The following is a 23379-nucleotide window of genomic DNA, read 5'->3' as shown; positions in this document are numbered from 1 at the left end:
GTCATCGCAGCGGCAACCGAGAGGACTGAACGTGACCGCAAAGCCGGACGCTCTGCCGCGTCTCTATTCCCCGTCGGACATCGCCAAAGCGCTCGGCATGTCCGAGTGGTGGGTGAAGGAGCAGGCTCGGAAGCGGTGTATCCCGTTCACGCAGCCGGGCCGGGCCTACCGCTTCACGGGGGAGCAGTTCGCGGAGATCCTCCGCCTCTTCGAAGCCCGGCCATCGACCAACGCGGGGGTACAGCCGACGAGGGCCCGTACCCCCGTCGTACAGGGGGCCGTCCTGCCCAAGCCCGTCCGACAGAACACGGCTCCCCAGAGGCTGCGCGCCCGGCCCCCGCGCCGGATCGCTATGCCGGACCAGCAGCAGAGCGCTGCGTAGCAACTGCCCAGCCCCGCCCGGCTAGTCCGGGCGGGGCTTTGACCTTCAGAGAGAGAACCTTGGGATTCGCAGAGAACCGCGGCGACTACTGGCGGGGCCGGTACAAGGCCGCTCCCGGCAAGTACCCCGCCGTCACGGACGACAACGGCAAGACGATCCGCTTCCGGACGAAGCGGGCCGCCGAGAAGGCGGCGGCAGTTGAGGAGGAGAAGGCGCTCGCCGCCAGCCAGGCGGCCCCGGTGTCGGAGGCGGAGCGCATCACCTTCGGCGAGTACGCGAGCAGGTGGTACGAGGCCCAGGACCTGGCAGCGTCCACCATGCAGAACTACCGGCGGCACATCGAGGAGCACCTGCTCCCCGAGTTCGAGGACGCCGTCGTTGACGAGATCACCAAGGGGGAGATCGACGCCTGGGAGCGCGGCGAGCGCGCCCGCGGCTACGCGGCCAGCAGCATCAAGACGTGGCGCGGCACCCTGCACCTGATCCTCGCGGACGCGGTTGACGAGGAACTCCGCGACTCCAACCCCGCGACCCGCCGCCGGGGCCGCGGCAAGCGTGCCGGCCGGTCCCGCAACCGGGGACCGGAGAAGGTGGTGACGTCCGCGCTCGGCGTGCTGCTGATCGCCGAGCGGGCCGCTCTGCTCTCCGGCCGGGACGACGAGTTCGTCGCCGTCGTGCTCAAGGGCTACACCGGGATGCGGTGGGGCGAGATCGTCGGGCTGGAGACGAAGTTCGTCCGGCCGGCATCCGTACGGGTCGAGTCCCAGCTCTACGAGCTCGACTCCGGGGAGATGCACCTGTGCCCGCCCAAGGACGACTCGTACCGGACGATCGATACGCCGGACTGGCTCTCGCGGCTCCTTGCCGGCCAGGTCGCGCGGGCGGGGGAGAAGCAGTGCGGCTGCCACGGACTGCGCTACCTGTTCAGCGGGCACTCCGCCGCCAACGGAGCGGCCCGCCGGCCCGGCGCCAAGCTGGTCGACGTGGCGCGCGTCGCCGGAGTCTCCACCGGCACGGTCTCGAACGTGCTGAACCGGCCCGGCGCGGTCACCGACGCGACACGGGCCGGAGTCGAGAAGGCCATGGTCGATCTCGGCTTCGTCCGCTTTTGGTCGTCGGGGGAGAACGCTGCCCACTGGCGGCGCAACGGCTTCGCCACGTGGCTGTTCCACCCGGCGGCGACCGGCTGGTACCCGAAGAAGGCGCCGCAGGAGGCCCGGCCGGTGCCGCTGCGGGCGGAGCCCTGGCCGGGAGTTCCCGCCCGCGGCCGGGGCGCCGCCGGCCGCGCGGAAGCCTCCTGGGTTCCGATCGCGCGTGGGCTCACGCCGCACGGGCTGCGGCATAGCCACAAGACGATGATGGACGAGCTCCGGACGCCGCCGAAGCTGAAGGACGAGCGGATGGGGCACGAGGACGGTTCGGTCCAGGCCCGCTACTCCCACATCACCGCGGAGATGCGCCGCGAACTTCTGGCCGGCCTGACCGGCATGTGGGAGGAGGCGCTCGACGCGCGTCGGCAGATGGCTTCGGGGTCGCCCGTGGCCGTCCTCGACGCGCTGCTGAGGGGCCGCCCGTAGGAGCGAGCGGAGAGCCCTTTCGGCGGAGCTTTCTCCCAGGATTCTCCCCAGAGGGTGGGGAGAAACAAGGAGAGCCGGTGCAGATTTCTCTGCACCGGCTCTCACCTGGTACTTCAGCGTCGGGGTGGCGGGATTTGAACCCACGACCTCTTCGTCCCGAACGAAGCGCGCTGCCAAGCTGCGCTACACCCCGATGTCCACCCTTGCAGCGCTTGCTGCCCTGGCGACATCGATTACTTTAGCGGACCCTCGGCCGGAGACGAAATCCGGTTTTCGCGCGGCGGGCGGTAGCGGTCCGCCGCGACCAGGGCCAGGCCGATGGCGTAGAAGGCGAGGCCCAGGACCACCGCGTTCAGCGCGACCCTGGCGTAGCCGTACTGGGCGGCGTCGATGAAGGGGTACGTGTACCGGCTCGGGACGCCGGGGGAGAGCAGGGCGCCGCGGATCAGCGCGAAGACCACGTAGAGCAGCGGGTACGCCAGCCACTGCGCGGCGTAGCGCGGGCGCAGGGTGCGGGGGGCGGTCAGGAGGAGGAAGTCCAGGACGGCGCCGATGGGGGTGACCGTGTGGAGGAGCTGGTTGGCGACGGATTTCGCGCCGGACAGCTTGTCCAGGGACTCGAGCACGTTGAAAGGGCTCGACGGGTTGGCCAGGACCAGGTGGAAGACCAGCCCGGTGATCAGGATGAAGAGGAGGACTCCGCCCCGCCAGAAGGGGGCCACGTCCGGCTCGCGGCGGTGGAGGCGGTAGGCCGAGAGCCCGAAGGTCACCGCGACGAGGATGTTCGTCCAGATCGTGAAGAAGCTCAGGACGACGGGCACGCTGCCGTACACGCACTCGATGACCAGGCCGGTGACGGCCGCGGCCGCGATCAGCGCGCGGAAGGCGACGGTCGTGAGGCGGAGTGCGCCGGGTGTGATCATCCTGTCAACGTACCCGGCGCCACCGCCCGCGCTAGGCCTTCGGGGTCAGTGTCAGCAGTGTCGCCTCGGGCGGGCACGCGAAGCGCACGGGGGTGAAGCGGTTGGTCCCGCAGCCCGCCGATACGTGGAGGTACGCGCGCTGCCCCTGCGTCTCGTGCGTCGAGAGGCCCTTCACCCGCTTGGTGTCCAGGTCGCAGTTGGTGACGAGCGCCCCGTAGAAGGGGATGCACAGCTGCCCGCCGTGCGTGTGGCCGGCCAGGATCAGCGGGTACCGGTCGGCGGTGAAGGCTTCGAGGACGCGCAGGTACGGGGCGTGGACGACCGCCATCGAGAAGTCCGCGTCCGCCTCCGGCCCGCCGGCGACCTTCGCGTACCGGTCGCGCTTGATGTGCGGGTCGTCCAGGCCGGTGAAGGCCAGCTCCAGCCCGTCGAGCTTGAGCCGGCCGCGCGTGTTGGTGAGGTTGACCCAGCCGGCCGCGTCGAAGGCGTCCCGCATCCCCTCCCACGGGTTGTGGACGGCCCCGACGACCGGTGCGTTGCCGTTGAGTCCGTGCCTGCCCTGCGTCTTCTCCAGCAGGTAGCGGCCGGGATTGCGCAGCCGGGGGCCGTAGTAGTCGTTCGACCCGAAGACGTACACGCCGGGGAAGTCCATCAAGGGGCCGAGCGCGTCGAGCACTTCCGGCACGCCCTCCGTGTCGGAGAGGTTGTCGCCCGTGTTCACCACGAAGTCGGGGCGCAGCCCGGCGAGCGACTGCAGCCAGGCGCGCTTCTTGCGCTGCCCGCCGACCATGTGGATGTCCGAGACCTGCAGGACGCGCAACGGGCGCATTCCATGCGGGAGCACGGGGACCGTGACCCGGCGCAGGCGGAAGGACCGCGCTTCGAAACCGGCGGCATAGGCCAGACCGGCGGCCCCGGCCGCGGCGATACCGGCGGTGACCTTCAGGGGTACTCCGTAACGCGCACGCATGCCCTCATGTTCGCAGACCCGGCAAGCGCGCCGGGAAACCGGCGGGCGCCGGAGCCCCCGTACCTGGCAGACTCGGGGCATGACCACGCTCAAGGCCAAGCTCCAGGAAGACCTCACCTCCGCCATCCGCGCGCGCAACGAGCTCGCCTCGTCCACGCTGCGCCTGACCCTCTCCGCCATCACCAACCAGGAAGTCGCGGGCAAGGAAGCCCGGGTGCTCTCCGACGAGGAAGTCCTCAAGGTGATCGCCAAGGAGGCGAAGAAGCGCCGCGAGGCCGCGGATGCCTTCGCGCAGGGTGGCCGTGCCGAGCAGGCCGCGCGGGAGACCGCCGAGGGCGAGTTCCTCGACACCTACCTCCCCAAGCAGCTCGGCGAGGCCGAGCTCGACGCGATCGTGGCGCAGGCCGTCGAGGAGGCCAAGGCGGCGGGCGCCGAGGGGCCGCGGGCCATGGGCGCCGTGATGAAGATCGTGAACCCGAAGGTCGCGGGTCTGGCGGAGGGCGGGCGCGTCGCCGCCGCCGTCAAGAAGCACCTGTCCTAGGACGTATGTACGTACGCGCGTATGTATGTACGTACGCGCGTGCTTGCGTACACGGGCCCGTCAGGGAGACAGGGAGGGCCCCCACCGATCCGGATGCGGATCTGGTGGGGGCCCTCCCTCGTTCTTCACTGCGGGGCTTACGGGGCTTACGGGGCCTACGGCGCCTAGTCGCGGCCGCCGATGATCCCCGGCGGGATCGTGATCCCGCCGAGCGGGTCGTCCCCGCCGGTGCCGCCCGTGCCGCCCGTGTTCCCGCCGGTGGGGCCGGCGGCGGTGTTCCCGCCGGGCCGCGAGTCACCGGGCTTGCCGTCGCGGCCCGGCTTGCCGGGCTTGGTGGGCTTGCCGCTGGGCTTGCCGCCGGGGGCCGGGCTCGGGGTGTCGGGGATGTTCACCGTGGTGAAGCTCGGGGCCTCGCGGCCGGAGAGCGCGCCCGAGACCGCCTGCTTCCAGATCGGGCCGGGCAGACCGCCGCCGAAGACCTTGTCGTAGTACTGGCCGCCGATGGTGATGTTCTCCATCGACACCTGCTTGGCGCCACCGGAGCCGACCCAGGTCGCGCCGGACATGTTCGGGGTGTAGCCGACGAACCAGGCGTTGTAACGGCTGTCGGTGGTACCCGTCTTGCCCGCGCTCTGCCGGTCGGTCAGACCCGACTGCTGGCCCGTACCGGAGTCGACCACGCCGAGCAGCAGCGTGTTGATGGTGTCGGCGGTCCGCTCGGTCATCGCGCGGCCGCACTTGGACTTCGGGACCGTCAGGGCCTTGCCGTGCGCGTCGGTGATCGACTCGATGGAGACCGGGGTGCAGTACACGCCGCGGTTGGCGAAGGTGGCGTAGGCGTTGGCCATCGTCAGCGGGGACATGCCCTCACTGCCGAGGGCGATGGCGGGGACCTCGGGGAGCTTGGCGCCGTTGGCCGGGATCACGCCGAGCTTGGTGGTCATCTCGGTGACGGGGCACAGGCCGACCTCGGAGATCATCTCCACGAAGTAGGTGTTGACCGACTTGGCCATCGCCTCCTTCATCCCGTACGGGCCGACCTCGGACTCGGTCTCGTTCTCCACCTTCGCGCCGTCGGTGTTGACCCAGGGCTTGTCGCCGCAGGTCCGCACCGGGCTCGGGTAGTCCATGTCGTACGGGGACTGGTACATCTTCGTCGGCGGCAGTCCGCCTTCGAGGGCGGCGGCCGCGACGAACGCCTTGAAGGTGGAGCCGGTCGGGAAGCCGAAGTTCGAGCCGCCCATCTTCTTGTCCACCGAGAAGTTGATCTGGGTCTCGTTCTTGCCGAAGCCGTACGGCTTGGACTGCCCCATGGCCAGGACCCGCCCGGTGCCGGGCTGGACGAGGGTGACGGCCGTCGCGACCTTGTCGTCCTGGTCCACGTGGTCCTTGATGGACTCGTTGACGGAGTCCTGCGACTGCGGGTCCAGGGTCGTGCGGACCGTCAGGCCGCCCTGGTTCCAGACCTTCGCCCGCTCCTCGCGGGTCTTTCCGAAGGCGGTGTCGTCGAGGAAGGTGTTGCGCACGAAGTCACAGAAGAAGCCGGCGCCCTTGACGGCGGTGATGCAGCCGTTCTTCGGCTTGGTCACCTTCAGCTGGAGCGGCTTCGCCTTCGCCGCGTCCGCCTCGGCCTGCGAAATATCCTTTATGTCCGCCATGCGCTGGAGGACGATGTTGCGGCGCTTCGTCGCCTCCTGCGAGTCGTTCACCGGGTCGTACCGGCTCGGCGACTGCACCACGCCCGCCAGCATCGCCGACTCGTCCAGGGTCAGGTCCTTGGCGGGCTTGCTGAAGTAGCGCTGGGCGGCGGATTCGATTCCGTACGCCTGCTGCCCGAAGTACGTGATGTTGAGGTAGTTCTCGAGGATCTTCTTCTTCCCGAGCTCCTCCTCGACCTGGATCGAGTACTTCAGCTCGCGGATCTTGCGCCCGAGGCTCTTCTCCTGCGCCTCGCGCACCTTCGTCTCGTCGTCGCCGGCCTCTTCGACGAAGACGTTCTTCACGTACTGCTGCGTCAGCGTCGACGCGCCCTGCGCCGCGCCGCCCTCCTGGGCGTTGCGGTTGACCGCACGCAGGATGCCCTTGAGGTCGATCGCTCCGTGCTCGTAGAAACGGGAGTCCTCGATCGCGACGATGGCCTTCTGCATGTACGGGGAGATGGCCGTGATGGGGACCACCTGCCGGTCACGCGAATAGACCGTGGCGATCAGGCCACCCTCTGAGTCCAGAATCGTGGTGCGCTGGCTCAGCGGAGGAGTCTTGAGATTGGCCGGGATCTCATCGAACCCCTCGACCGTCCCCTTGGCCGCGAGCCCCAGGGCGCCGGCCCCCGGGATCGCGATGCCCGCGAGTACAACTCCGGAGAGAACGGACACACCGAGGAACTTGGCGGCCTGCTGTGGCCCCGTGAGCCCGCCGCCCGAGCGCTTCTTTCCCATAGAGGGCAGCCTACGTTCTCATTCGCCGGACACGCGCGAATGCCTTGGCCTAAGCTGTCCTCAACTGTCACAGCAGTGCGGTGGGACATCAACCCCTCGGCTTGTTTTTCACCCTTCCCGAATGGGGTGGACGCATGTCCGAATCTCGCCTCCTGTGATCAGCATGCCCCGTCGATTTCACCCAAATCGCCGGAATGGTCGGGCATGTCGCAGGATCACTCCGTCGGGTGATCTGCCGCTTACCCATAGTCCGTTCGGACCATTCAAGATTGGGCCCGTCGGGGGTGTTGCACTGTGCCCGCCTTCCGTAACGTCCTCAACTGGCAGCGGTGAATATGCCGCTACCGCCGTGGGGGAGCCTCGATTCGGGAGAGGACGGCGCCGGGATGGGCTGGGTTACCGACTGGAGTGCGCAGGCAGCCTGCCGCACTACCGATCCGGATGAACTGTTCGTTCAAGGAGCGGCACAGAACAGGGCCAAGGCGGTGTGCACCGGATGTCCGGTGCGGACCGAGTGCCTGGCCGACGCGCTCGACAACCGTGTCGAGTTCGGAGTGTGGGGCGGAATGACCGAGCGGGAACGACGTGCGCTGCTGCGCCGGCGTCCCACCGTCACCTCGTGGCGGCGCTTGCTCGAAACCGCCCGCACGGAGTACGAGCGCAGTACGGGCATCCTCACCATGGATGCCGACGAGGAGATCGACGTTCCGTACGAGGCGTACCTGGCAGCCGGGTAGACCACCCGGGCACCACGTCGTAGGAACGCCTACGCTCCGGCCGGAACCCCGGCCGCGAGTCGCTCTCCGATGGCCCGCAGCCCGGCGAGGTCGTGTACGTCGCCGGGCAGGGCGGCCACTTCGGCCACCGCCACCTCGGGGTGCAGCGAGGTGAAGCGGTCACGCGTGCGCTGTTCGCGCGCGATGACCTGCATGCGCTCCGCGTGCAGGCGCAGCAGTCCTGCCGTGATCACGTCCACGTCGGCGTCCGCGCCGGCGTCTACGGTGTCGGCGCCGGTCTCTCGCTCGGTGCGGGCGACGGTGTCGGTGTCGGCCTCCGGGCCGTCCTCAGTGCCGTTCTCCGTATCGGTCTCCGTGGAGTCACGAAGTCCAGCTTTCCCGGACTCCTGATCCACAATGCCGCCTTCTTCAAGATTCTCCGCGGCGGCCAACGCCCGCTCCGCGGAGAGCTGTTCGGCGTCACTGCCGTGCACCCGGTTCAGTACGAGCCCGGCCAGCGGCATCCGCTCGGCGGCCAGCCGCTCCACGAAGTACGCGGCCTCGCGCAGCGCGTCCGGTTCGGGCGCGGAGACCACGAGGAACGCCGTACCGGGCGCCTGGAGGAGCTGGAAGGTCGCGTCCGCGCGGGTGCGGAAACCGCCGAACATCGTGTCCATGGCGGCCACGAAGGTCTGTACGTCCTTCAGCAGCGAGGCGCCCATCAGCTTGCTCAGCGTGCCCGTCATCATCGACATGCCGACATTGAGGAACTTCATCCCCGCCCGGCCGCCCACCTTCGCCGGAGCCATCAGCACCCGGATGAACTTCCCGTCCAGGAAGGACCCCAGGCGTCCCGGCGCGTCCAGGAAGTCCAGCGCGGAGCGGCTCGGCGGGGTGTCCACCACGATCAGGTCCCAGTCGTCCCGGGCCCGCAGCTGCCCCAGCTTCTCCATCGCCATGTACTCCTGCGTGCCCGCGAAGCCGGCCGACAGGGACTGGTAGAAGGGATTGGCGAGGATGGCCTGCGCGCGCTCGGGGTCGGAGTGGCCCTCGACGATCTCGTCGAAGGTCCGCTTCATGTCGAGCATCATGGCGTGCAGTTCGCCGCCCCCGGGGCCCTGGACGCCCTTCACCTCGCGCGGGGTGTTGTCGAGCGAGTCGATCCCCATCGACTGGGCCAGCCTGCGGGCCGGGTCGATGGTCAGGACGACCACCTTGCGCCCGCGCTCGGCCGCCCGTACCCCGAGCGCCGCGGCGGTGGTGGTCTTGCCGACCCCGCCCGCCCCGCAGCACACGATGATCCGGGTCTGCCGGTCGTCCAGCAGCCGGTCGACGTCCAGCCGCAGGGGAGCGTCCATCGTCGTCTCCATCGTTGCCTCCGTCGTCGGGGCCTCGCTCATTCCTCGCCCACCTGCTTCCGCAGCTCCGCGGCGAGCCCGTAGAGCCCGGCCAGGTCCATCCCCGCGCCGAGCAGGGGGAGTTCGTACGTCGGCACGTCCAGCCCCGCCAGTGCGGTGCGCTGGGCCCTTTCCAGCTCCACCCGGCTCGCGTGCTCCGTGGCCTGTGCGAGGAGCGGCTCCACCAGCCGTTCGGCCGGCCCGCCGCGCCGGGCGCTGCCGAGGCCGGCCCGGGACAGCGCCCGGGAGACCTCGGAGCGGCGCTCGCCGGCGGCGGCGCGCAGGGCGTCCTCGTCGAGGTGGTGCGGCCGGACCATGTTCACGATGACCCGCCCCACCGGCAGGCCCGCCTGCCGGAGTTCGGCGATCCCGTCGGCGGTCTCCTGGACGGGCATCTCCTCCAGCAGGGTGACCAGGTGCACGGCCGTCTCGGGGGACTTGAGCACCTTCATGACGGCCTGCGCCTGGTTGTGGATGGGCCCGAACCGGGCCAGGCCCGCCACCTCGTCGTTGACGTTCAGGAAGCGGGTGATCCGCCCGGTCGGCGGAGCGTCCATGATCACGTGGTCGTAGACGAACCGGCCGGCCTTGTCCTTGCGCCGGACCGCCTCGCAGGCCTTGCCCGTCAGGAGCACGTCCCGCAGGCCCGGCGCGATGGTCGTCGCGAAGTCGATGGCGCCGAGCTTCTTGAGGGCGCGGCCCGCCGAGCCGAGCTTGTAGAACATCTGGAGGTAGTCCAGGAGCGCCCGCTCCGCGTCGATGGCGAGCGCGTAGACCTCCCCGCCGCCCGAGGCGACGGCGATCTTCCGGTCCTCGTAGGGGAGCGCCTCCGCCCCGAAGACCTGGGCGAGGCCCTGCCTGCCCTCGACCTCCACCAGAAGAGTCCGCCTGCCCTCGCGTGCGAGGGCGAGCGCGAGTGCCGCGGCGACCGTGGTCTTGCCGGTGCCGCCCTTGCCGCTGACCACCTGGAGCCTGCTCACAGGGCCCGAGCCTAATTCCTCCCGGGCGGCGGCGGTGGTGGCGGGGCCCCGCACGGCAGGCACTACGCTCGCTCCCATGACCAAGAAGTTCGAATACGCGACCGTCCCGCTGCTGGTCCACGCCACCAAGCAGATCCTGGACACCTGGGGCGAGGACGGCTGGGAGCTCGTCCAGGTCGTCCCCGGCCCGAACAACCCCGAGCAGCTCGTGGCCTACCTGAAGCGGGAGAAGGCGGCATGAGCGGAGTCGTCGAGGCGAGGCTGGCCGAACTCGGCCTGACCCTGCCCGAGGTCGTCCCGCCGCTGGCCACGTACCAGCCGGCCGTGCGGTCGGGTGCCTACGTGTACACCGCGGGCCAGCTCCCGATGGTCAAGGGCAACCTGCCGGTCACCGGCAAGGTCGGCGCCGAGGTCTCGGCGGAGCAGGCCAAGGAACTGGCCGCGACCTGCGCGCTGAACGCGCTCGCCGCGGTGAAGTCCGTCGTCGGAGACCTCGACAAGATCGCGCGCGTCGTGAAGGTGGTGGGCTTCATCGCCTCCGCCCCCGACTTCACCGCCCAGCCGGGCGTGTTGAACGGCGCGAGCGAGCTGCTGGGCGCCGTCCTCGGCGACAAGGGCGTCCACGCCCGCAGCGCGGTCGGCGTGGCGGTCCTCCCGCTGGACGCCCCGGTCGAGATCGAGATCCAGGTCGAACTGGTCCCGGGAGCCTGACCCTGCCGTCTGCCCCATGAGGGGCTGACACGTTCGCCCCGGAGGGGCTGGATCTTGCCCGCAGGGCAGATCCAGCCCCTCCGGCGTCTCTCCAGCCGTCCGGCGTTCGAGGACCGGGGTCCGGGGCGGAGCCCCAGGGGTCCGGGCGCGGCCCGGGGAACGGTGGAAGGGCGGGTAGGGGAACTTCTCCCCGCGCAGCGGCAAGGGTCGCAGCGGCACCTCCGCAGCCGCGCAGCGGCACCTCCGCAGCCGCGCAGCGGCACCTCCGCAGCCGCGCAGCGGCACCTCCGCAGCCGCGCAGCGGCACCTCCGCAGCCGCGCAGCGGCACCTCCGCAGCCGCGCAGCGGCACCTCCGCAGCCGCGCAGCGTCCCCCGTGCGGCGGGGCCTGCGAGGACACCCCTCGAACATCGGCCCGGATGGCCGTAGCATCCCGCCATGCCGAATGGTCAGTACGGTCAGCAAGAGACCTCCGCCGGAGGTCAGTGGTACCCGCCGGAGTGGCCCGACCGGATCCGCGCGCTCGCGGACGGCGCCCTCATCCCGACGGAACCCAGGCGCGCCGCCACCGTGATGCTGCTGCGCGACACCCCCGAGGGCCCCGCCGTGCACATGCTGCGCCGCCGGGTCGAGATGGCCTTCGCCGGAGGCGCCTACGCGTACCCCGGCGGCGGCGTGGACCCCCGGGACGAGGACCACCGCATCGGCTGGGCCGGCCCGAGCCGTGCCGAGTGGGCCGAGCGGATGGGCACCGACCCCGCCACCGCCCAGGCGATCGTCTGCGGAGCCGTCCGCGAGACCTTCGAGGAGGCCGGGGTCCTGCTCGCGGGCGAGTCCGCGGACACCGTCGTCGGCGACACCACCGGCGAGGACTGGGAGGCCGCCCGCGCGGCCCTGGTCGCCCGTGAGCTGTCCTTCGCCGAGTTCCTCGACCGCCGGGGCCTCGTCCTGCGCTCCGACCTGCTCGGCGCGTGGGCCCGCTGGATCACCCCGGAGTTCGAGCCGCGCCGGTACGACACCTGGTTCTTCGTCGCGGCCCTCCCCGAAGGGCAGCGCACCCGCAACGCCTCCACCGAGGCCGACCGCACGGTCTGGATCCGCCCCGCCGACGCCGCCGCCGGCTACGACAAGGGCGAGCTGCTGATGATGCCGCCCACCATCACCACCCTGCGCTCCCTGGAGCCGTACGGGAGCCCCGTCGAGGCCCTCGCGGCGGCCGGGGCCCAGGACCTGACCCCGGTCCTCGCCCGGGCCGCCCTGGAGGACGGGGAGCTCGTGCTCAGCTGGCCGGGCCACGACGAGTTCACCAAGCGGGTCCGCATCACGGGCCCCGGCCCCGCGGAGCCCGGCCCGGCGACCGCGGGCCCCGCGACCGCGGGCCCCGCGACCCCGGGCCCCGCGACCCCGGGAGGAGCCCCCGCATGACCGATGCCGCCGCCCTGCCCGGCCAGCCCCGCGGGATGGTCGCCTCCGGACCCGCCACCGCCCGCGCGGTGAACGTCCTGGCCCCGAACGCCTCCCCGATGACCCTCGACGGCACCAACACCTGGCTGGTCTCCGAGCCCGGCTCCGACCTGGCCGTGGTGATCGACCCCGGCCCGCTGGACGACGTACACCTGCGCGCGGTGATCGACGCCGCCGAGAAGGAGGGCAAGCGGGTCGCGCTCACCCTCCTCACCCACGGACACCCCGACCACGCGGAGGGCGCGGCCCGCTTCGCCGAGCTGACCCGGACGAAGGTCCGCGCCCTGGACCCGGCCCTGCGCCTGGGCGACGAGGGCCTGGCCGCCGGGGACGTCATCCGCACGGGCGGTCTGGAACTGCGCGTGGTGCCGACGCCCGGCCACACCGCGGACTCGCTCTGCTTCCACCTGCCGGCCGACCGGGCGGTGCTGACCGGTGACACGATCCTGGGGCGCGGCACCACCGTGGTCGCGCACCCCGACGGGCGGCTCGGCGACTACCTGGACTCCCTGCGCCGGCTGCGCTCGCTGACGGTCGACGACGGGGTCCACACGGTGCTCCCGGGACACGGGCCGGTCCTGGACGACGCACAGGGCGCGGTGGAGTTCTACCTCGCCCACCGGGCGCACCGGCTCGCGCAGATCGAGACGGCGGTGGAGAACGGCCTGACCACCCCCGAGGCGGTCGTCGCCCACGTCTACGCGGATGTGGACCGGTCCCTGTGGCCGGCCGCGGAATGGTCCGTACGCGCGCAGCTGGAGTACCTGAAGGAGCACGGGCTGATCCCCGGGGCCCCGGAGTGAGCAGGCAGGCCTAGCCCGCCGGACGGGCCGTCTTCGTCCCGTGCCGGGCCGTGTACTCGTCCGCGAGCCACGGCCCGAGGTCCTCGACGTAGGCGCGCAGCACGGCCGGGTCGGCGACCGGGTCCAGTGCGGCGGCGGCCGCGGCGCGCATCTGGTCGGCGCGCTCGGGGTAGTACTGCGCGAACACCTCCGCCGACTCGGTGAGGTCGCTGGTCCAGCCGCCCCACCGCGGCATGACGAGGGTGAACCCGGTCCGCACGAGGTGCCGAGAGACGCCCCGGCACAGCGCGCGGTACTCCTCCGGGGAGGCCGCGTCCCGGATCCGCTCGCGCACCCGGGGCAGCAGCTCGGCCAGGTCGCCGTTGGTCTCGCGGGCGAGCAGGCTGTCCGGCCGGTAGCGGGGGAGGTGCTCGGCCAGGTCCGCGCCGAGCAGCGGGGTGCACAGGCAGGCGAGGAACCAGCCCAGGTCGTAACGTTCCTGCTCGCTCAGCAGCCGGTCCTTGCCGTACAGCAGGACCCCGACCCCGTCGATCTGCGCGAACTCCTCGTCGAGGCCGCGCGCCAGTGCCTCGGTGGTGTCGCGGTCCTCCTCGCCGGGCGCGTGGTGCAGGGCGATCAGCAGGTCGAGGTCGGACCGCCCGGGCCGGGCCGTCCCGCGCGGCACGGACCCGTACAGGTAGGCGCTGTGCAGCCGTCGCCCGTACGCCTCCCCGATCCGCTCCCGCGCGGCGGCGACGAGCCCCCGGAACCCGTCCTGCACCTGCCCGAGCGACCCTTCGCGCTCGAAGTACCCGTACGCGTCGAGGCCTCTGTGCTCCATGGGTCCACTGTGCCTCCTGCGCAGCCAAAATCAGCCTCGCCGGCGTTTGAGGCGCGGGGGCACGGGGGCAGAGCCCCCGGAACGGCGCCGCAGGTACACGAAAAGGGGCCCCGCCCGACCGGGCAGGACCCCTCAACCAGCTAAGACCAGCGTCAGCGCGAGCGCTTCGCGAGCCGCTCCACGTCCAGCAGGATCACCGCGCGAGCCTCAAGGCGGAGCCATCCGCGTCCCGCGAAGTCGGCCAGGGCCTTGTTCACGGTCTCGCGCGACGCGCCGACGAGCTGGGCCAGCTCCTCCTGCGTGAGGTCGTGCACGACGTGGATGCCCTCCTCCGACTGCACGCCGAAGCGGCGCGACAGGTCGAGGAGCGCACGGGCCACGCGGCCCGGAACGTCGGAGAAGACCAGGTCGGACATCTGGTCGTTGGTCTTGCGCAGGCGCCGCGCGACGGCGCGCAGCAGCGCGGTCGCCACCTCGGGCCGGGCGTTCAGCCAGGGCTGGAGGTCTCCGTGACCCAGACCCAGCAGCTTGACCTCGGTCAGCGCGGTGGCGGTGGCGGTGCGCGGGCCCGGGTCGAACAGCGACAGCTCGCCGATCAGCTCTCCGGGGCCGAGGACGGCCAGCATGTTCTCGCGGCCGTCCGGGGAGGTGCGGTGCAGCTTCACCTTGCCCTCGGTGACGACATAGAGCCGGTCACCGGGGTCGCCCTCGTGGAACAGGGCGTCACCACGTGCGAGGGTCACCTCGCCCATGGAGGCGCGGAGCTCCGCGGCCTGCTCGTCATCGAGCGCCGCGAAGAGCGGGGCACGCCGCAGTACGTCGTCCACGAGTCTCTCTCCTATGTCGACCAGCCGGGGGATCGCTCCCCCATTTTGCCGGACGGCTCAAACAGTGCGATCAATCACGTTCATCACAAGGATGCCGGACGTACGGGTGTGCTGTGCGGCGAGAGGCCGATCGGGGTGGTGTTACCTGAGGTCCGGGGGTGTCGTCGCCGCCGTGTCCCGGACGTGCCGGGTGTCCAACAGGCCGGTGAGAGCACAGGCCAAGGGGTCCGGGGGAGTGACTCACCTACCGAATTCAGCCGTGGGCGAACAAGGCCCGGTGGGAGCCCTCCCGGAGCAGTCACCCCCGTTTCAGGGCAAAACTTGGGCCAAGAAACCCCGGCCGGGCGGAGATGACGTCCGGCCACGGGCGGAGGGCTCTGCGGCGTAGCCTTCGGGGATGGCAGAGAGCAAGGTCAAGAAGGCCGGGGCGAAGCCGGAAAGCCATCTGGCGATGGTGCGGCGGGCGCGCAGGATCAACCGTGAACTGGCGGAGGTCTACCCGTACGCGCACCCGGAGCTCGACTTCCGCAACCCCTTCGAGCTGCTGGTCGCCACCGTCCTGTCCGCGCAGACCACGGACCTGCGCGTGAACCAGACGACCCCGGCGCTCTTCGCCGCGTACCCGACCCCCGAGGACATGGCCGGGGCCGATCCGGAGGCGCTGGAGGAGATCATCCGGCCGACCGGCTTCTTCCGGGCCAAGGCCAAGTCCCTGCTCGGCCTCTCGCAGGCGCTGCGCGACAACTTCGGCGGTGAGGTCCCGGGCCGGATCGAGGACCTGGTGACGCTCCCCGGGGTGGGCCGCAAGACGGCCAACGTGGTCCTCGGCAATGCCTTCGGCGTCCCCGGGATCACGGTCGACACGCACTTCGGGCGCCTGGTGCGGCGCTGGAAGTGGACCGAGCAGGAGGACCCGGAGAAGGTCGAGGCGGAGATCTGCGCGATCTTCCCGAAGAGCGAGTGGACGATGCTCTCGCACCGCGTCGTCTTCCACGGCCGCCGGATCTGCCACTCCCGCAAGCCCGCCTGCGGGGCCTGCCCGATCGCACCGCTCTGCCCGGCCTACGGGGAGGGCGAGACCGACCCGGAGAAGGCGGCGAAGCTCCTGAAGTACGAGAAGGGCGGCCAGCCCGGCCAGCGCCTGAGCCCGCCCCCGGACTACCCGGGCCTCCCGGCGCTCCCGCTGGGCGGCTCCTCCGCCCCGTGAGCGAGCCCAGCCGCATCCTGTCCCGCCCCGGCTGAAGCCAGCCCCTCCGGCGTTTGAGGAGCGGGGGTCCGGGGGCTGGCCCCCGGCAACGAACCCGCACCTGCAAGGAACGAATCGCTACCCGAACCGCGTTTGGCGGTGTGGGGAAACGCAGAAGCACGGACAGGGGTGCCTATGACAGAGGCCACGCAGAAGCGCCAGGCGGGCACCGCCGCGCACGAAGCTCCGTACGGCGGCGCGTACGAAACCCAGAGCGGCCGGCGCGGAAGCATCGAGCTCCGCCCCCACGGCCTGCCCGACTGGCTGGACCCCGTCGTCGAGGCGGCCCGGACGGTCCGGCCCACCCAGCTCAGCCGGTTCCTGCCGCCGGAGGACGGCCGCGGCCGTCAGTCCGCCGTACTGATCCTCTTCGGCGAGGGCCCCCGCGGCCCCGAGCTGCTGCTGATGGAACGCGCCGGCACCCTGCGCTCGCACCCCGGCCAGCCCTCCTTCCCCGGCGGCGCCCTCGACCCCGAGGACGGCGACCCGCGCACCACCGGCCCGCTGCGCGCCGCCCTGCGCGAGGCCGAGGAGGAGACCGGTCTGGATCCGGCCGGGGTCCAGCTCTTCGGGGTGCTGCCCCCGCTGTACATCCCGGTCAGCGAGTTCGTCGTGACCCCGGTGCTCGGCTGGTGGCGCGCCCCCAGCCCGGTCGGCGTGGTCGATCCGGCCGAGACCGCCCGCGTCTTCACGGTGCCCGTGGCCGATCTCACGGACCCCGAGCACCGTGTCACCGTCGTCCACCCCGGCGGCTTCCAGGGCCCGGCCTTCACCGTGGAATCGGCTCTGGTCTGGGGTTTCACCGCCGGGGTGATCGACCGGATCCTGCACTTCGCCGGCTGGGAGCGCCCCTGGGACCGGTCCCGGGAAGTCCCGCTCGACTGGCGCGCATGAGACGGTGAGCCCTGTGAACGTGCTGGACATCCTGTTGCTGCTCGCCGCCGTATGGTTCGCGATCGTCGGCTACCGCCAGGGGTTCGTCGTCGGCATCCTGTCGGTGATCGGCTTCCTCGGCGGTGGTCTCATCGCCGTGTCCCTGCTGCCCCTGATCTGGGACCGGGTCACCGACAACGGCACCCAGGTGTCCACGACGGTCGTCGTCATCGCCGTGGTCGTGATCATCATCTGTGCCTCGATCGGCCAGGCGCTGACCACCCACTTGGGCAACAAGCTCCGGCGCCACATCACATGGTCCCCGGCCCGCGCGCTCGACGCGACGGGCGGCGCCCTGGTGAACGTGGTCGCGATGCTGCTGGTGGCGTGGTTGATCGGGTCCGCGCTCGCCGGTACGTCACTTCCCACGCTGGGCAAGGAAGTCCGCAACTCCAAGGTGCTCCTCGGTGTCTCCCGGGTGCTCCCGTCGCAGGCGGACACCTGGTTCTCGGACTTCAGCTCCACCCTGGCCCGCAACGGCTTCCCGCAGGTCTTCAGCCCGTTCTCCAACGAGCCGATCACCGAGGTCCAGCCGCCTGATCCGCTGCTCGCGCGCAGCCCCGTGGCCGAGTACGCCAAGCAGTCGATCGTGAAGGTCGTCGGCACGGCGCCCGCGTGCAGCAAGGTGCTGGAGGGCACCGGCTTCGTCTTCGCGCCGGGCAAGGTGATGACCAACGCGCACGTCGTCGGCGGGGTCGGCGAGCCGACCGTGCAGGTCGGCGGCGAGGGCAAGCTCTACGACGGCAAGGTCGTGCTCTACGACTGGGAGCGCGACATCGCCGTCCTGGACGTGCCCAAGCTGAAGGCGCCCGCGCTGGAGTTCACCGACAAGGACGCGGCGAGCGGCAGCGACGCCATCGTGGCCGGCTTCCCGGAGAACGGCGCGTACGACGTCCGCTCGGCGCGCGTCCGCGGCCGGATCAACGCCAACGGCCCGGACATCTACCACCGCGGAACCGTGCGACGGGACGTCTACTCCCTGTACGCGACGGTCCGCCAGGGCAACTCCGGCGGCCCGCTGCTGACGCCCGAGGGCAAGGTGTACGGGGTCGTCTTCGCGAAGTCCCTCGACGACCCCAACACCGGTTACGCCCTGACCACGGACGAGATCCGCGAGGACATCCGCATCGGGGCGACCGCGGACCGGCGGGTCGACAGTCAGGGTTGCGCCCTCTGAGCCCTACGGGAGCCTTGAGGGGCTCCCGTAGCGCTGCCGGGCCCCTGTCTACGTACGCTGGTGCCTGAGCCGGGCGGAGACCCAGCGGGCCCGCCGGCGCAGGATGCGCGGAATTCCGAGTCGGGGGTCGTCGTGGCCTGCGCGGCCCTGCCCCCTGTGCGTGCCCGGCGTGACCGTCGAGCGGCGTTCGTGTGCGGTGTCACCGTAGTCGTGCGTCCAGCCCATACTCCGAGCTGTGCCCGGGGCCCAAGGTCGGTAATCGCGTTGGGGGCGGCCAATTGGCCTATGCGCCAGGCAATTGAATGCTTGTCATATAAGCGGCAGTCCGCTCAGCGGTCGGGCTCGGGATCCTTCAGCCAGTTGACCAGCTCGGCCGAGAACGCCGCCGGGTCCTCCTCGTGCGGGAAGTGCCCGAGCCCGTCGAACAGCCGCCAGCGGTACGGGGCTTCGACGTACTGCCCGGACCCGGCCGCGCTCCGCGTCCGCATCACCGGATCGAGCGAGCCGTGCAGGTGCAGCGTCGGCACCCGCACCGGCCGCTTCATGCGGCGGTTGAACTGCAGGCCGTCGGGCCGGGCCATGGACCGCATCATCCAGCGGTACGGCTCGACCGAGCAGTGCGCCGTGGAGGGGATGCACATCGCGCGCTGGTACACCGCGATGTCGTCCTCCTCGGGGAGCCGCGGGCCCGACCAGTCCCGGATCAGTTCTCCGACGAGCGCCCCGTCGTCGGCGACGAGCTGACGCTCGGGCACGAACGGCCGCTGGAAGCCCCAGATGTGCGAGCTGGCGCGGGTCTGCCCGAAGTCGGACAGCATCGCGGACCGCCAGCGGCGCGGGTGCGGCATCGAGGACACCACCAGCCGGCGCACCAGCTTCGGCCGCATCACCGCCGCCGTCCAGGCGAGGTAACCGCCCAGGTCGTGCCCGACGAGGGCGGCGTCGGGCTCGCCGAGGGACCGTACGACCCCGGTGATGTCGAGCGCCAGGTTGGCCGGGTCGTAGCCGCGCGGGGTGCGGTCGCTGCCGCCCACCCCGCGCAGGTCCATCGCGACCGCCCGGTAGCCCGCGTCGGCCAGCGCGGTCATCTGGTGCCGCCACGTCCACCAGAACTGCGGGAAGCCGTGCAGGAGCAGCACCAGCGGTCCGTCACCCAGCTCGGCGACGTGGAACCGCGCCCCGTTGGCCGCGACGTCCCGGTGTGTTGCTTCTCGCCCGCCGGGGATGGCGATCCGGACCGCCGTGGCGGCCGTGGGGGGCGTACCGGACGTGCCGGAATCCGACGAGGGGGAGGTCATGAAGACGAGCGTGCCACACCCACGGCGTTGTCACTGACCGACCGGGCGTGGGGCTTGACGGTGCCGACGAGGGCCGCCGTCTCCTTGACCGAGGCGATGGTCTTCACCGGCGGCTTGATCTTCTTGAACTTCGCCATGGCGATCAGCCCGATCACACCCGCGAGCAGCCAGAACGCCACGCCGACGATCAGGAAGGACCAGGCCAGCCCGAGCCCGAGGTTGTGGATCCCGTACGCCGCCGCGAAGCTCAGCACCGGAAGCGAGAAGAGGAGGAGCACGCCCGCGACGATCGCCGCGCCGCTGCCGATGCCCGCGCGCTTGACGTCCTGCTTGATCTCCACCTTGGCGAGGGCGATCTCGTCGTGCACCAGGGCGGACATCTCGGCGGTGGCCGAGGCGACCAGCTGGCCGAGTGTGCGCTCGGCTCCTGGGGCCCCTTGGTCCACTGCGCTCATCGCTCTCTCCCTCTGTCGTCCGACTGCGACGGCTGTCCTGTCGTCAGGTCAGATCATGCCGGACGGCCGCCGTCGGCGCTGGACCCGCCCGCGGCTTCGCCCGCTGCTTCCCGCGCACCGGCCGCGACCTCGTCGGCCCTGCGCAGGTGCTCCGCGGCCTTGGCCTCGTAGATCTTCGCCATCCGCAGGTGGTAGTCCGGCTTGTCCTGCTCGTAGATGTCGGGGATGCCGTCGAGGTCGTCGTCGCGCTCCTCGTCCTCGATGAGCGCCTTGTACTTGCGGTTGCGCAGCTTCAGCAGGACGCAGGCGACCACCGCGGCAATGAGCGAGCCGATCAGGACGGCGGCCTTGATCTCGTCGGTGAGGAGGGGGTCGTCCGTGAAGGCGAGCTCGCCGATCAGGAGCGAGACGGTGAAGCCGATGCCGGCGAGCGAGGCGACGGCGAACACGTCCGGCCAGGCGAGGTCGTCGTTGAGCTCCGCCTTGGTGAAGCGGGCGGCGAGCCAGGTGCCGCCGAAGATGCCGAGCGTCTTGCCGACGACGAGGCCGAGCACCACGCCGAGGGGCTCCGGCCGGGTGAAGACCTGCCCGATGGACTCGTCGGAGAGGGAGACGCCGGCCGAGAACAGGGCGAAGAGCGGGACGGCCAGACCGGCGGAGAGGGGCCGGACCATGTGCTCGATGTGCTCGCCGGGGGAGTGCTGCTCGCCCTCCTTGCGGTGGCAGCGCAGCATCAGGCCCATGGCGACACCGGCGATGGTGGCGTGGACGCCGCTGTTGTACATCAGGCCCCAGATGACCAGGGCGAGCGGGACGTAGACGTACCAGCCGCGCACGTTCACCCGGAGCAGGAACCAGAAGAGGACCAGGCCCGCGACCGCCCCGCCGAGCGCCAGGAAGTTGATCTCGCTGGTGAAGAACACCGCGATGATCATGATGGCGAACAGGTCGTCGACGACGGCCAGGGTCAGCAGGAACGCGCGCAGGGCGGACGGCAGCGAGGTGCCGATGACCGCGAGGACGGCCAGGGCGAAGGCGATGTCGGTGGCGGTCGGGACCGCCCAGCCGTCCGTCGAGCCGTTGCCGAGCACGTTGGTCAGTACGTAGACCAGCGCGGGCACGGCCATGCCGCAGATCGCGGCGATCACCGGGAGCGCGGCCGCCTTGGCGTCGCGCAGGTCGCCCGCGACGAGCTCGCGCTTGAGCTCGATGCCGGCGACGAAGAAGAAGATGGCGAGCAGGCCGTCGGCCGCCCAGTGCTGGAGCGAAAGGTCCAGGCCGAGGGAGGCGGGGCCGATGTGGAAGGACCGGACGCTGTCGTAGCTCGCCGAGATGGCGGGCACGTTCGCCCAGATGAGGGCGGCGATCGCGGCCACGAGGAGGAGGACGCCGCCGACCGTCTCGGCGCGCAGGGCGTCGGCCACGAAGCGGCGCTCGGGCAGCGAGAGGCGGCCGAGGAGCTTGCGGCTCTGGTTGTCGGTGGGGCTGGGCGCGGCCACGGGGGGCACCTCCGGGGTGGGTTGGACGGCATGGCGAAGCATGTTGCCGACCAGACTTCCCGGCGCACCCTGTGGAGTAATTCTTTAACCGTCTAATACTTTACAGGGTGTACGCGTGGGCGTATCCGGTGATCGTCACTTTATGTGCGAAAGGGGCATCCGGCGCGGCGCGCCGGATGCCCCTTTCGCCGTGTCGTACGGCTGGGCCGGGGGCCGTCAGTCCTCGCTGCCGGCGGCCGGCAGCTTGCTCTGGATCAGGTCCATGACCGAGGAGTCCGCGAGCGTGGTGACGTCACCGACCGCGCGGTTCTCGGCCACGTCGCGCAGCAGGCGACGCATGATCTTGCCCGAGCGGGTCTTCGGCAGCTCCTGCACCGGCAGGATCCGCTTGGGCTTGGCGATCGGGCCGAGCGTGGCGCCGACGTGGTTGCGCAGCTCCGCGACCAGCGTGTCGGTCTCGGAGGCGCTGCCGCGCAGGATGACGAAGGCCACGATGGCCTGGCCGGTGGTCTCGTCGTTCGCGCCGACGACCGCCGCCTCGGCGACCGAGGGGTGCGAGACGAGCGCCGACTCCACCTCGGTGGTCGAGATGTTGTGGCCGGAGACCAGCATCACGTCGTCCACCCGGCCGAGCAGCCAGATGTCGCCGTCCTCGTCCTTCTTGGCGCCGTCGCCCGCGAAGTACTTGCCCTCGAAGCGGGACCAGTACGTGTCGATGTACCGCTGGTCGTCGCCCCAGATGGTGCGCAGCATCGAGGGCCACGGCTCGGTGAGGACGAGGTAGCCGCCTCCACCGTTCGGGACCTCGTTCGCCTCGTCGTCCACGACGGTGGCGGCGATGCCGGGCAGCGCGCGCTGCGCCGAACCGGGCTTGGTCTCGGTGACACCGGGCAGCGGGGAGATCATCATCGCGCCGGTCTCGGTCTGCCACCACGTGTCCACGATCGGGCAGCGGTCGCCGCCGATGTGCTTGCGGTACCAGATCCAGGCCTCGGGGTTGATCGGCTCGCCGACCGAGCCCAGGACGCGCAGGCTCGACAGGTCGAACTTCGCGGGGATGTCGTCGCCCCACTTCATGAACGTACGGATCGCGGTCGGCGCGGTGTAGAGGATGGTGACGCCGTACTTCTGCACGACTTCCCAGAACCGGCCCTGGTGCGGGGTGTCCGGCGTGCCCTCGTACATCACCTGGGTGGCGCCGTTCGCGAGCGGCCCGTAGACGATGTACGAGTGTCCGGTCACCCAGCCGATGTCGGCGGTGCACCAGTAGACGTCGCTCTCCGGCTTCAGGTCGAACACCGCGTGGTGGGTGTACGAGGCCTGCGTGAGGTAGCCGCCGGAGGTGTGCAGGATGCCCTTGGGCTTACCCGTGGTCCCCGAGGTGTAGAGGATGAAGAGCGGGTGCTCGGCGTCGAAGGCCTGCGGCGCGTGCTCGGTGCTCTGCCGCTCGACGATCTCGTGCCACCAGACGTCCCGGCCCTCGGTGAAGGCGGTGTCCTGGCCGGTGCGGCGCACCACGAGGACGTGCTCGACCTGCGGGCACTTTGCGACGGCCTCGTCGATGGCGGGCTTCAGGGCGGAGGGCTTGCCGCGGCGGTAGCCGCCGTCGGAGGTGATGACCAGCTTCGCGTCGGCGTCCTGGATGCGGGAGGCGACGGCGTCGGCGGAGAAACCGCCGAAGACCACGGAGTGCGCGGCGCCGATGCGGGCGCACGCGAGCATCGCGACGACCGCCTCGGGGATCATCGGCAGGTAGACGGCGACCCGGTCGCCGGTCCGTACGCCCAGCTCGGTCAGGGCGTTCGCGGCCTTGGAGACCTCGTCCTTGAGCTCGGCGTAGGTGATCGAGCGGCTGTCGCCGGGCTCGCCCTCGAAGTGGATGGCCACGCGGTCGCCGTTGCCGGCCTCGACGTGACGGTCCACGCAGTTGTACGCGACGTTCAGCTTGCCGTCCGCGAACCACTTCGCGAAGGGCGGGTTGCTCCAGTCGAGCGTCTCCGTCGGCTCGGTGTCCCAGCTCAGGCGGCGCGCCTGCTCGGCCCAGAAGCCCAGCCGGTCCGCGTCGGCCTGTGCGTACGCAGCCTCAGTCACATTGGCGGCGGCGGCCAGATCGGCGGGCGGTGCGAACCGCCGCTCCTCCTTGAGCAGATTGGCCAGGCTTTCATTGCTCACGACGCATCTCCCTTTCCCAGGGTGTCCGTTGTGTCCCCGGTTGTGTCCCCG

Annotated in this window: 22 protein-coding genes and 1 tRNA gene; 11 read left to right on the top strand and 12 right to left on the bottom strand. The window is 71.0% G+C overall.

All coding sequences use genetic code 11. The annotated features are described in order from the left end of the window. Positions 1–31 precede the first annotated feature (31 nt). Positions 32–382, top strand: coding sequence for a helix-turn-helix domain-containing protein (locus AC3IX6_RS16405; protein WP_489370815.1), 351 nt, complete (start codon positions 32–34; stop codon positions 380–382). A 59-nt stretch (positions 383–441) separates the two neighbouring features. Further along, positions 442–1959, top strand: coding sequence for a tyrosine-type recombinase/integrase (locus tag AC3IX6_RS16400; protein WP_489370814.1), 1518 nt, complete (start codon positions 442–444; stop codon positions 1957–1959). Positions 1960–2078: 119 nt separating this feature from the next. Here AC3IX6_RS16400 and AC3IX6_RS16395 read toward each other — a convergent pair. The 3 genes from AC3IX6_RS16395 to AC3IX6_RS16385 all read right to left on the bottom strand — a co-directional run bounded on the left by AC3IX6_RS16395 (position 2079) and on the right by AC3IX6_RS16385 (position 3852). Then, positions 2079–2152: transfer RNA gene (locus AC3IX6_RS16395), tRNA-Pro, on the bottom strand. Between the two features lie 40 nt (positions 2153–2192). Further along, positions 2193–2882 carry a Pr6Pr family membrane protein gene (locus AC3IX6_RS16390; protein ID WP_489370813.1) on the bottom strand — a complete coding sequence of 230 codons (690 nt, stop codon included), beginning with the start codon at positions 2880–2882 and terminating at the stop codon, positions 2193–2195. Between the two features lie 31 nt (positions 2883–2913). After that, positions 2914–3852 carry a metallophosphoesterase gene (locus AC3IX6_RS16385; RefSeq protein WP_489370811.1) on the bottom strand — a complete coding sequence of 313 codons (939 nt, stop codon included), beginning with the start codon at positions 3850–3852 and terminating at the stop codon, positions 2914–2916. Positions 3853–3931: 79 nt separating this feature from the next. On the opposite strand from AC3IX6_RS16385, the gene AC3IX6_RS16380 reads away from it, so the two are divergent. Further along, on the top strand, positions 3932–4393 hold the full coding sequence (locus tag AC3IX6_RS16380) for a GatB/YqeY domain-containing protein (RefSeq protein WP_489370810.1): 462 nt from the start codon (positions 3932–3934) through the stop codon (positions 4391–4393). A 164-nt stretch (positions 4394–4557) separates the two neighbouring features. Here the strand turns inward: AC3IX6_RS16380 and AC3IX6_RS16375 are convergent, their stop codons facing one another. Then, entirely contained in the window at positions 4558–6831 is a 2274-nt protein-coding gene (locus AC3IX6_RS16375) for a transglycosylase domain-containing protein (RefSeq protein ID WP_489370809.1), read from the bottom strand. Between the two features lie 386 nt (positions 6832–7217). Between AC3IX6_RS16375 and AC3IX6_RS16370 the strand changes: the two genes are divergently transcribed. Further along, a complete protein-coding gene (locus AC3IX6_RS16370) occupies positions 7218–7568 on the top strand; it encodes a WhiB family transcriptional regulator (RefSeq protein ID WP_327254199.1) in 351 nt (116 codons plus the stop codon). A 29-nt stretch (positions 7569–7597) separates the two neighbouring features. Here the strand turns inward: AC3IX6_RS16370 and bagB are convergent, their stop codons facing one another. Together bagB and bagA are read right to left on the bottom strand one after the other, a co-directional pair. Further along, on the bottom strand, positions 7598–8947 hold the full coding sequence (bagB, locus tag AC3IX6_RS16365; RefSeq protein WP_489370808.1) for an ATPase BagB: 1350 nt from the start codon (positions 8945–8947) through the stop codon (positions 7598–7600). Further along, a complete protein-coding gene (bagA, locus tag AC3IX6_RS16360; RefSeq protein WP_489370807.1) occupies positions 8944–9924 on the bottom strand; it encodes an ATPase BagA in 981 nt (326 codons plus the stop codon). Before bagA ends, bagB begins: the two co-directional genes overlap by 4 nt. Positions 9925–10000: 76 nt before the next feature. Between bagA and sp36 the strand changes: the two genes are divergently transcribed. From sp36 to AC3IX6_RS16340, 4 genes are all read left to right on the top strand, one after another. Then, a complete protein-coding gene (gene sp36 / locus AC3IX6_RS16355; RefSeq protein WP_112447450.1) occupies positions 10001–10165 on the top strand; it encodes a Sp36 family protein in 165 nt (54 codons plus the stop codon). Continuing rightward, complete coding sequence (locus tag AC3IX6_RS16350) at positions 10162–10635, top strand: RidA family protein (RefSeq protein WP_250745361.1); 474 nt, start codon at positions 10162–10164, stop codon at positions 10633–10635. Before sp36 ends, AC3IX6_RS16350 begins: the two co-directional genes overlap by 4 nt. Positions 10636–11072: 437 nt before the next feature. Continuing rightward, on the top strand, positions 11073–12059 hold the full coding sequence (locus AC3IX6_RS16345; protein WP_489370805.1) for an NUDIX hydrolase: 987 nt from the start codon (positions 11073–11075) through the stop codon (positions 12057–12059). Continuing rightward, positions 12056–12901, top strand: coding sequence for an MBL fold metallo-hydrolase (locus AC3IX6_RS16340; protein ID WP_489370804.1), 846 nt, complete (start codon positions 12056–12058; stop codon positions 12899–12901). The genes AC3IX6_RS16345 and AC3IX6_RS16340 overlap by 4 nt, the downstream gene beginning before the upstream one ends. A 10-nt stretch (positions 12902–12911) precedes the next feature. Here AC3IX6_RS16340 and AC3IX6_RS16335 read toward each other — a convergent pair whose 3' ends face one another. Then, entirely contained in the window at positions 12912–13721 is an 810-nt protein-coding gene (locus AC3IX6_RS16335; RefSeq protein ID WP_489370802.1) for a nucleotidyltransferase domain-containing protein, read from the bottom strand. Positions 13722–13873: 152 nt separating this feature from the next. Further along, complete coding sequence (locus AC3IX6_RS16330; RefSeq protein ID WP_003981529.1) at positions 13874–14548, bottom strand: Crp/Fnr family transcriptional regulator; 675 nt, start codon at positions 14546–14548, stop codon at positions 13874–13876. 397 nt (positions 14549–14945) lie between these two features. On the opposite strand from AC3IX6_RS16330, the gene nth reads away from it, so the two are divergent. The 3 genes from nth (at position 14946) to AC3IX6_RS16315 (ending at position 17904) form a co-directional block, all read left to right on the top strand. Next, the gene (nth, locus tag AC3IX6_RS16325) at positions 14946–15755 is read left to right on the top strand and encodes an endonuclease III (RefSeq protein ID WP_489370801.1); all 810 of its coding nucleotides are present in this window, start codon (positions 14946–14948) and stop codon (positions 15753–15755) included. Positions 15756–15929: 174 nt separating this feature from the next. Next, entirely contained in the window at positions 15930–16688 is a 759-nt protein-coding gene (locus AC3IX6_RS16320) for an NUDIX hydrolase (protein WP_489370800.1), read from the top strand. 13 nt (positions 16689–16701) lie between these two features. Further along, on the top strand, positions 16702–17904 hold the full coding sequence (locus AC3IX6_RS16315; RefSeq protein WP_489371468.1) for a MarP family serine protease: 1203 nt from the start codon (positions 16702–16704) through the stop codon (positions 17902–17904). Between the two features lie 329 nt (positions 17905–18233). On the opposite strand, the gene AC3IX6_RS16310 is transcribed toward AC3IX6_RS16315, so the two are convergent. The 4 genes from AC3IX6_RS16310 to acs all read right to left on the bottom strand — a co-directional run bounded on the left by AC3IX6_RS16310 (position 18234) and on the right by acs (position 23328). Next, the gene (locus AC3IX6_RS16310; RefSeq protein ID WP_489370799.1) at positions 18234–19202 is read right to left on the bottom strand and encodes an alpha/beta fold hydrolase; all 969 of its coding nucleotides are present in this window, start codon (positions 19200–19202) and stop codon (positions 18234–18236) included. Then, complete coding sequence (locus AC3IX6_RS16305) at positions 19199–19657, bottom strand: phage holin family protein (protein ID WP_266906122.1); 459 nt, start codon at positions 19655–19657, stop codon at positions 19199–19201. The genes AC3IX6_RS16310 and AC3IX6_RS16305 overlap by 4 nt, the downstream gene beginning before the upstream one ends. Before the next feature lie 53 nt (positions 19658–19710). After that, entirely contained in the window at positions 19711–21198 is a 1488-nt protein-coding gene (nhaA, locus tag AC3IX6_RS16300; protein ID WP_489370798.1) for a Na+/H+ antiporter NhaA, read from the bottom strand. 174 nt (positions 21199–21372) lie between these two features. Then, positions 21373–23328: an acetate--CoA ligase gene (acs, locus tag AC3IX6_RS16295; RefSeq protein ID WP_489370797.1), complete on the bottom strand. Its 1956-nt coding sequence runs from the start codon at positions 23326–23328 to the stop codon at positions 21373–21375. Positions 23329–23379: the final 51 nt, after the last annotated feature.

Source organism: Streptomyces sp. GL_141, assembly GCF_057834385.1.
Note: the sequence above shows the minus strand (reverse complement) of the source record. Positions and strands in the feature narration are given on the sequence as shown.

Bases quoted from the DNA above. Each gene is read 5' to 3' on its own strand.
- AC3IX6_RS16380 (WP_489370810.1), top strand. From the start codon at position 3,932: ATGACCACGCTCAAGGCCAAGCTCCAGGAAGACCTCACCTCCGCCATC.
- AC3IX6_RS16310 (WP_489370799.1), bottom strand. From the start codon at position 19,202: ATGACCTCCCCCTCGTCGGATTCCGGCACGTCCGGTACGCCCCCCACG.
- bagB (WP_489370808.1), bottom strand. From the start codon at position 8,947: ATGAGCGAGGCCCCGACGACGGAGGCAACGATGGAGACGACGATGGAC.
- AC3IX6_RS16340 (WP_489370804.1), top strand. From the start codon at position 12,056: ATGACCGATGCCGCCGCCCTGCCCGGCCAGCCCCGCGGGATGGTCGCC.
- AC3IX6_RS16385 (WP_489370811.1), bottom strand. From the start codon at position 3,852: ATGCGTGCGCGTTACGGAGTACCCCTGAAGGTCACCGCCGGTATCGCC.
- nth (WP_489370801.1), top strand. From the start codon at position 14,946: ATGGCAGAGAGCAAGGTCAAGAAGGCCGGGGCGAAGCCGGAAAGCCAT.
- nhaA (WP_489370798.1), bottom strand. From the start codon at position 21,198: ATGCTTCGCCATGCCGTCCAACCCACCCCGGAGGTGCCCCCCGTGGCC.
- AC3IX6_RS16320 (WP_489370800.1), top strand. From the start codon at position 15,930: ATGACAGAGGCCACGCAGAAGCGCCAGGCGGGCACCGCCGCGCACGAA.
- AC3IX6_RS16390 (WP_489370813.1), bottom strand. From the start codon at position 2,882: ATGATCACACCCGGCGCACTCCGCCTCACGACCGTCGCCTTCCGCGCG.
- sp36 (WP_112447450.1), top strand. From the start codon at position 10,001: ATGACCAAGAAGTTCGAATACGCGACCGTCCCGCTGCTGGTCCACGCC.
- AC3IX6_RS16370 (WP_327254199.1), top strand. From the start codon at position 7,218: ATGGGCTGGGTTACCGACTGGAGTGCGCAGGCAGCCTGCCGCACTACC.
- AC3IX6_RS16345 (WP_489370805.1), top strand. From the start codon at position 11,073: ATGCCGAATGGTCAGTACGGTCAGCAAGAGACCTCCGCCGGAGGTCAG.
- AC3IX6_RS16305 (WP_266906122.1), bottom strand. From the start codon at position 19,657: ATGAGCGCAGTGGACCAAGGGGCCCCAGGAGCCGAGCGCACACTCGGC.
- AC3IX6_RS16335 (WP_489370802.1), bottom strand. From the start codon at position 13,721: ATGGAGCACAGAGGCCTCGACGCGTACGGGTACTTCGAGCGCGAAGGG.
- AC3IX6_RS16350 (WP_250745361.1), top strand. From the start codon at position 10,162: ATGAGCGGAGTCGTCGAGGCGAGGCTGGCCGAACTCGGCCTGACCCTG.
- AC3IX6_RS16375 (WP_489370809.1), bottom strand. From the start codon at position 6,831: ATGGGAAAGAAGCGCTCGGGCGGCGGGCTCACGGGGCCACAGCAGGCC.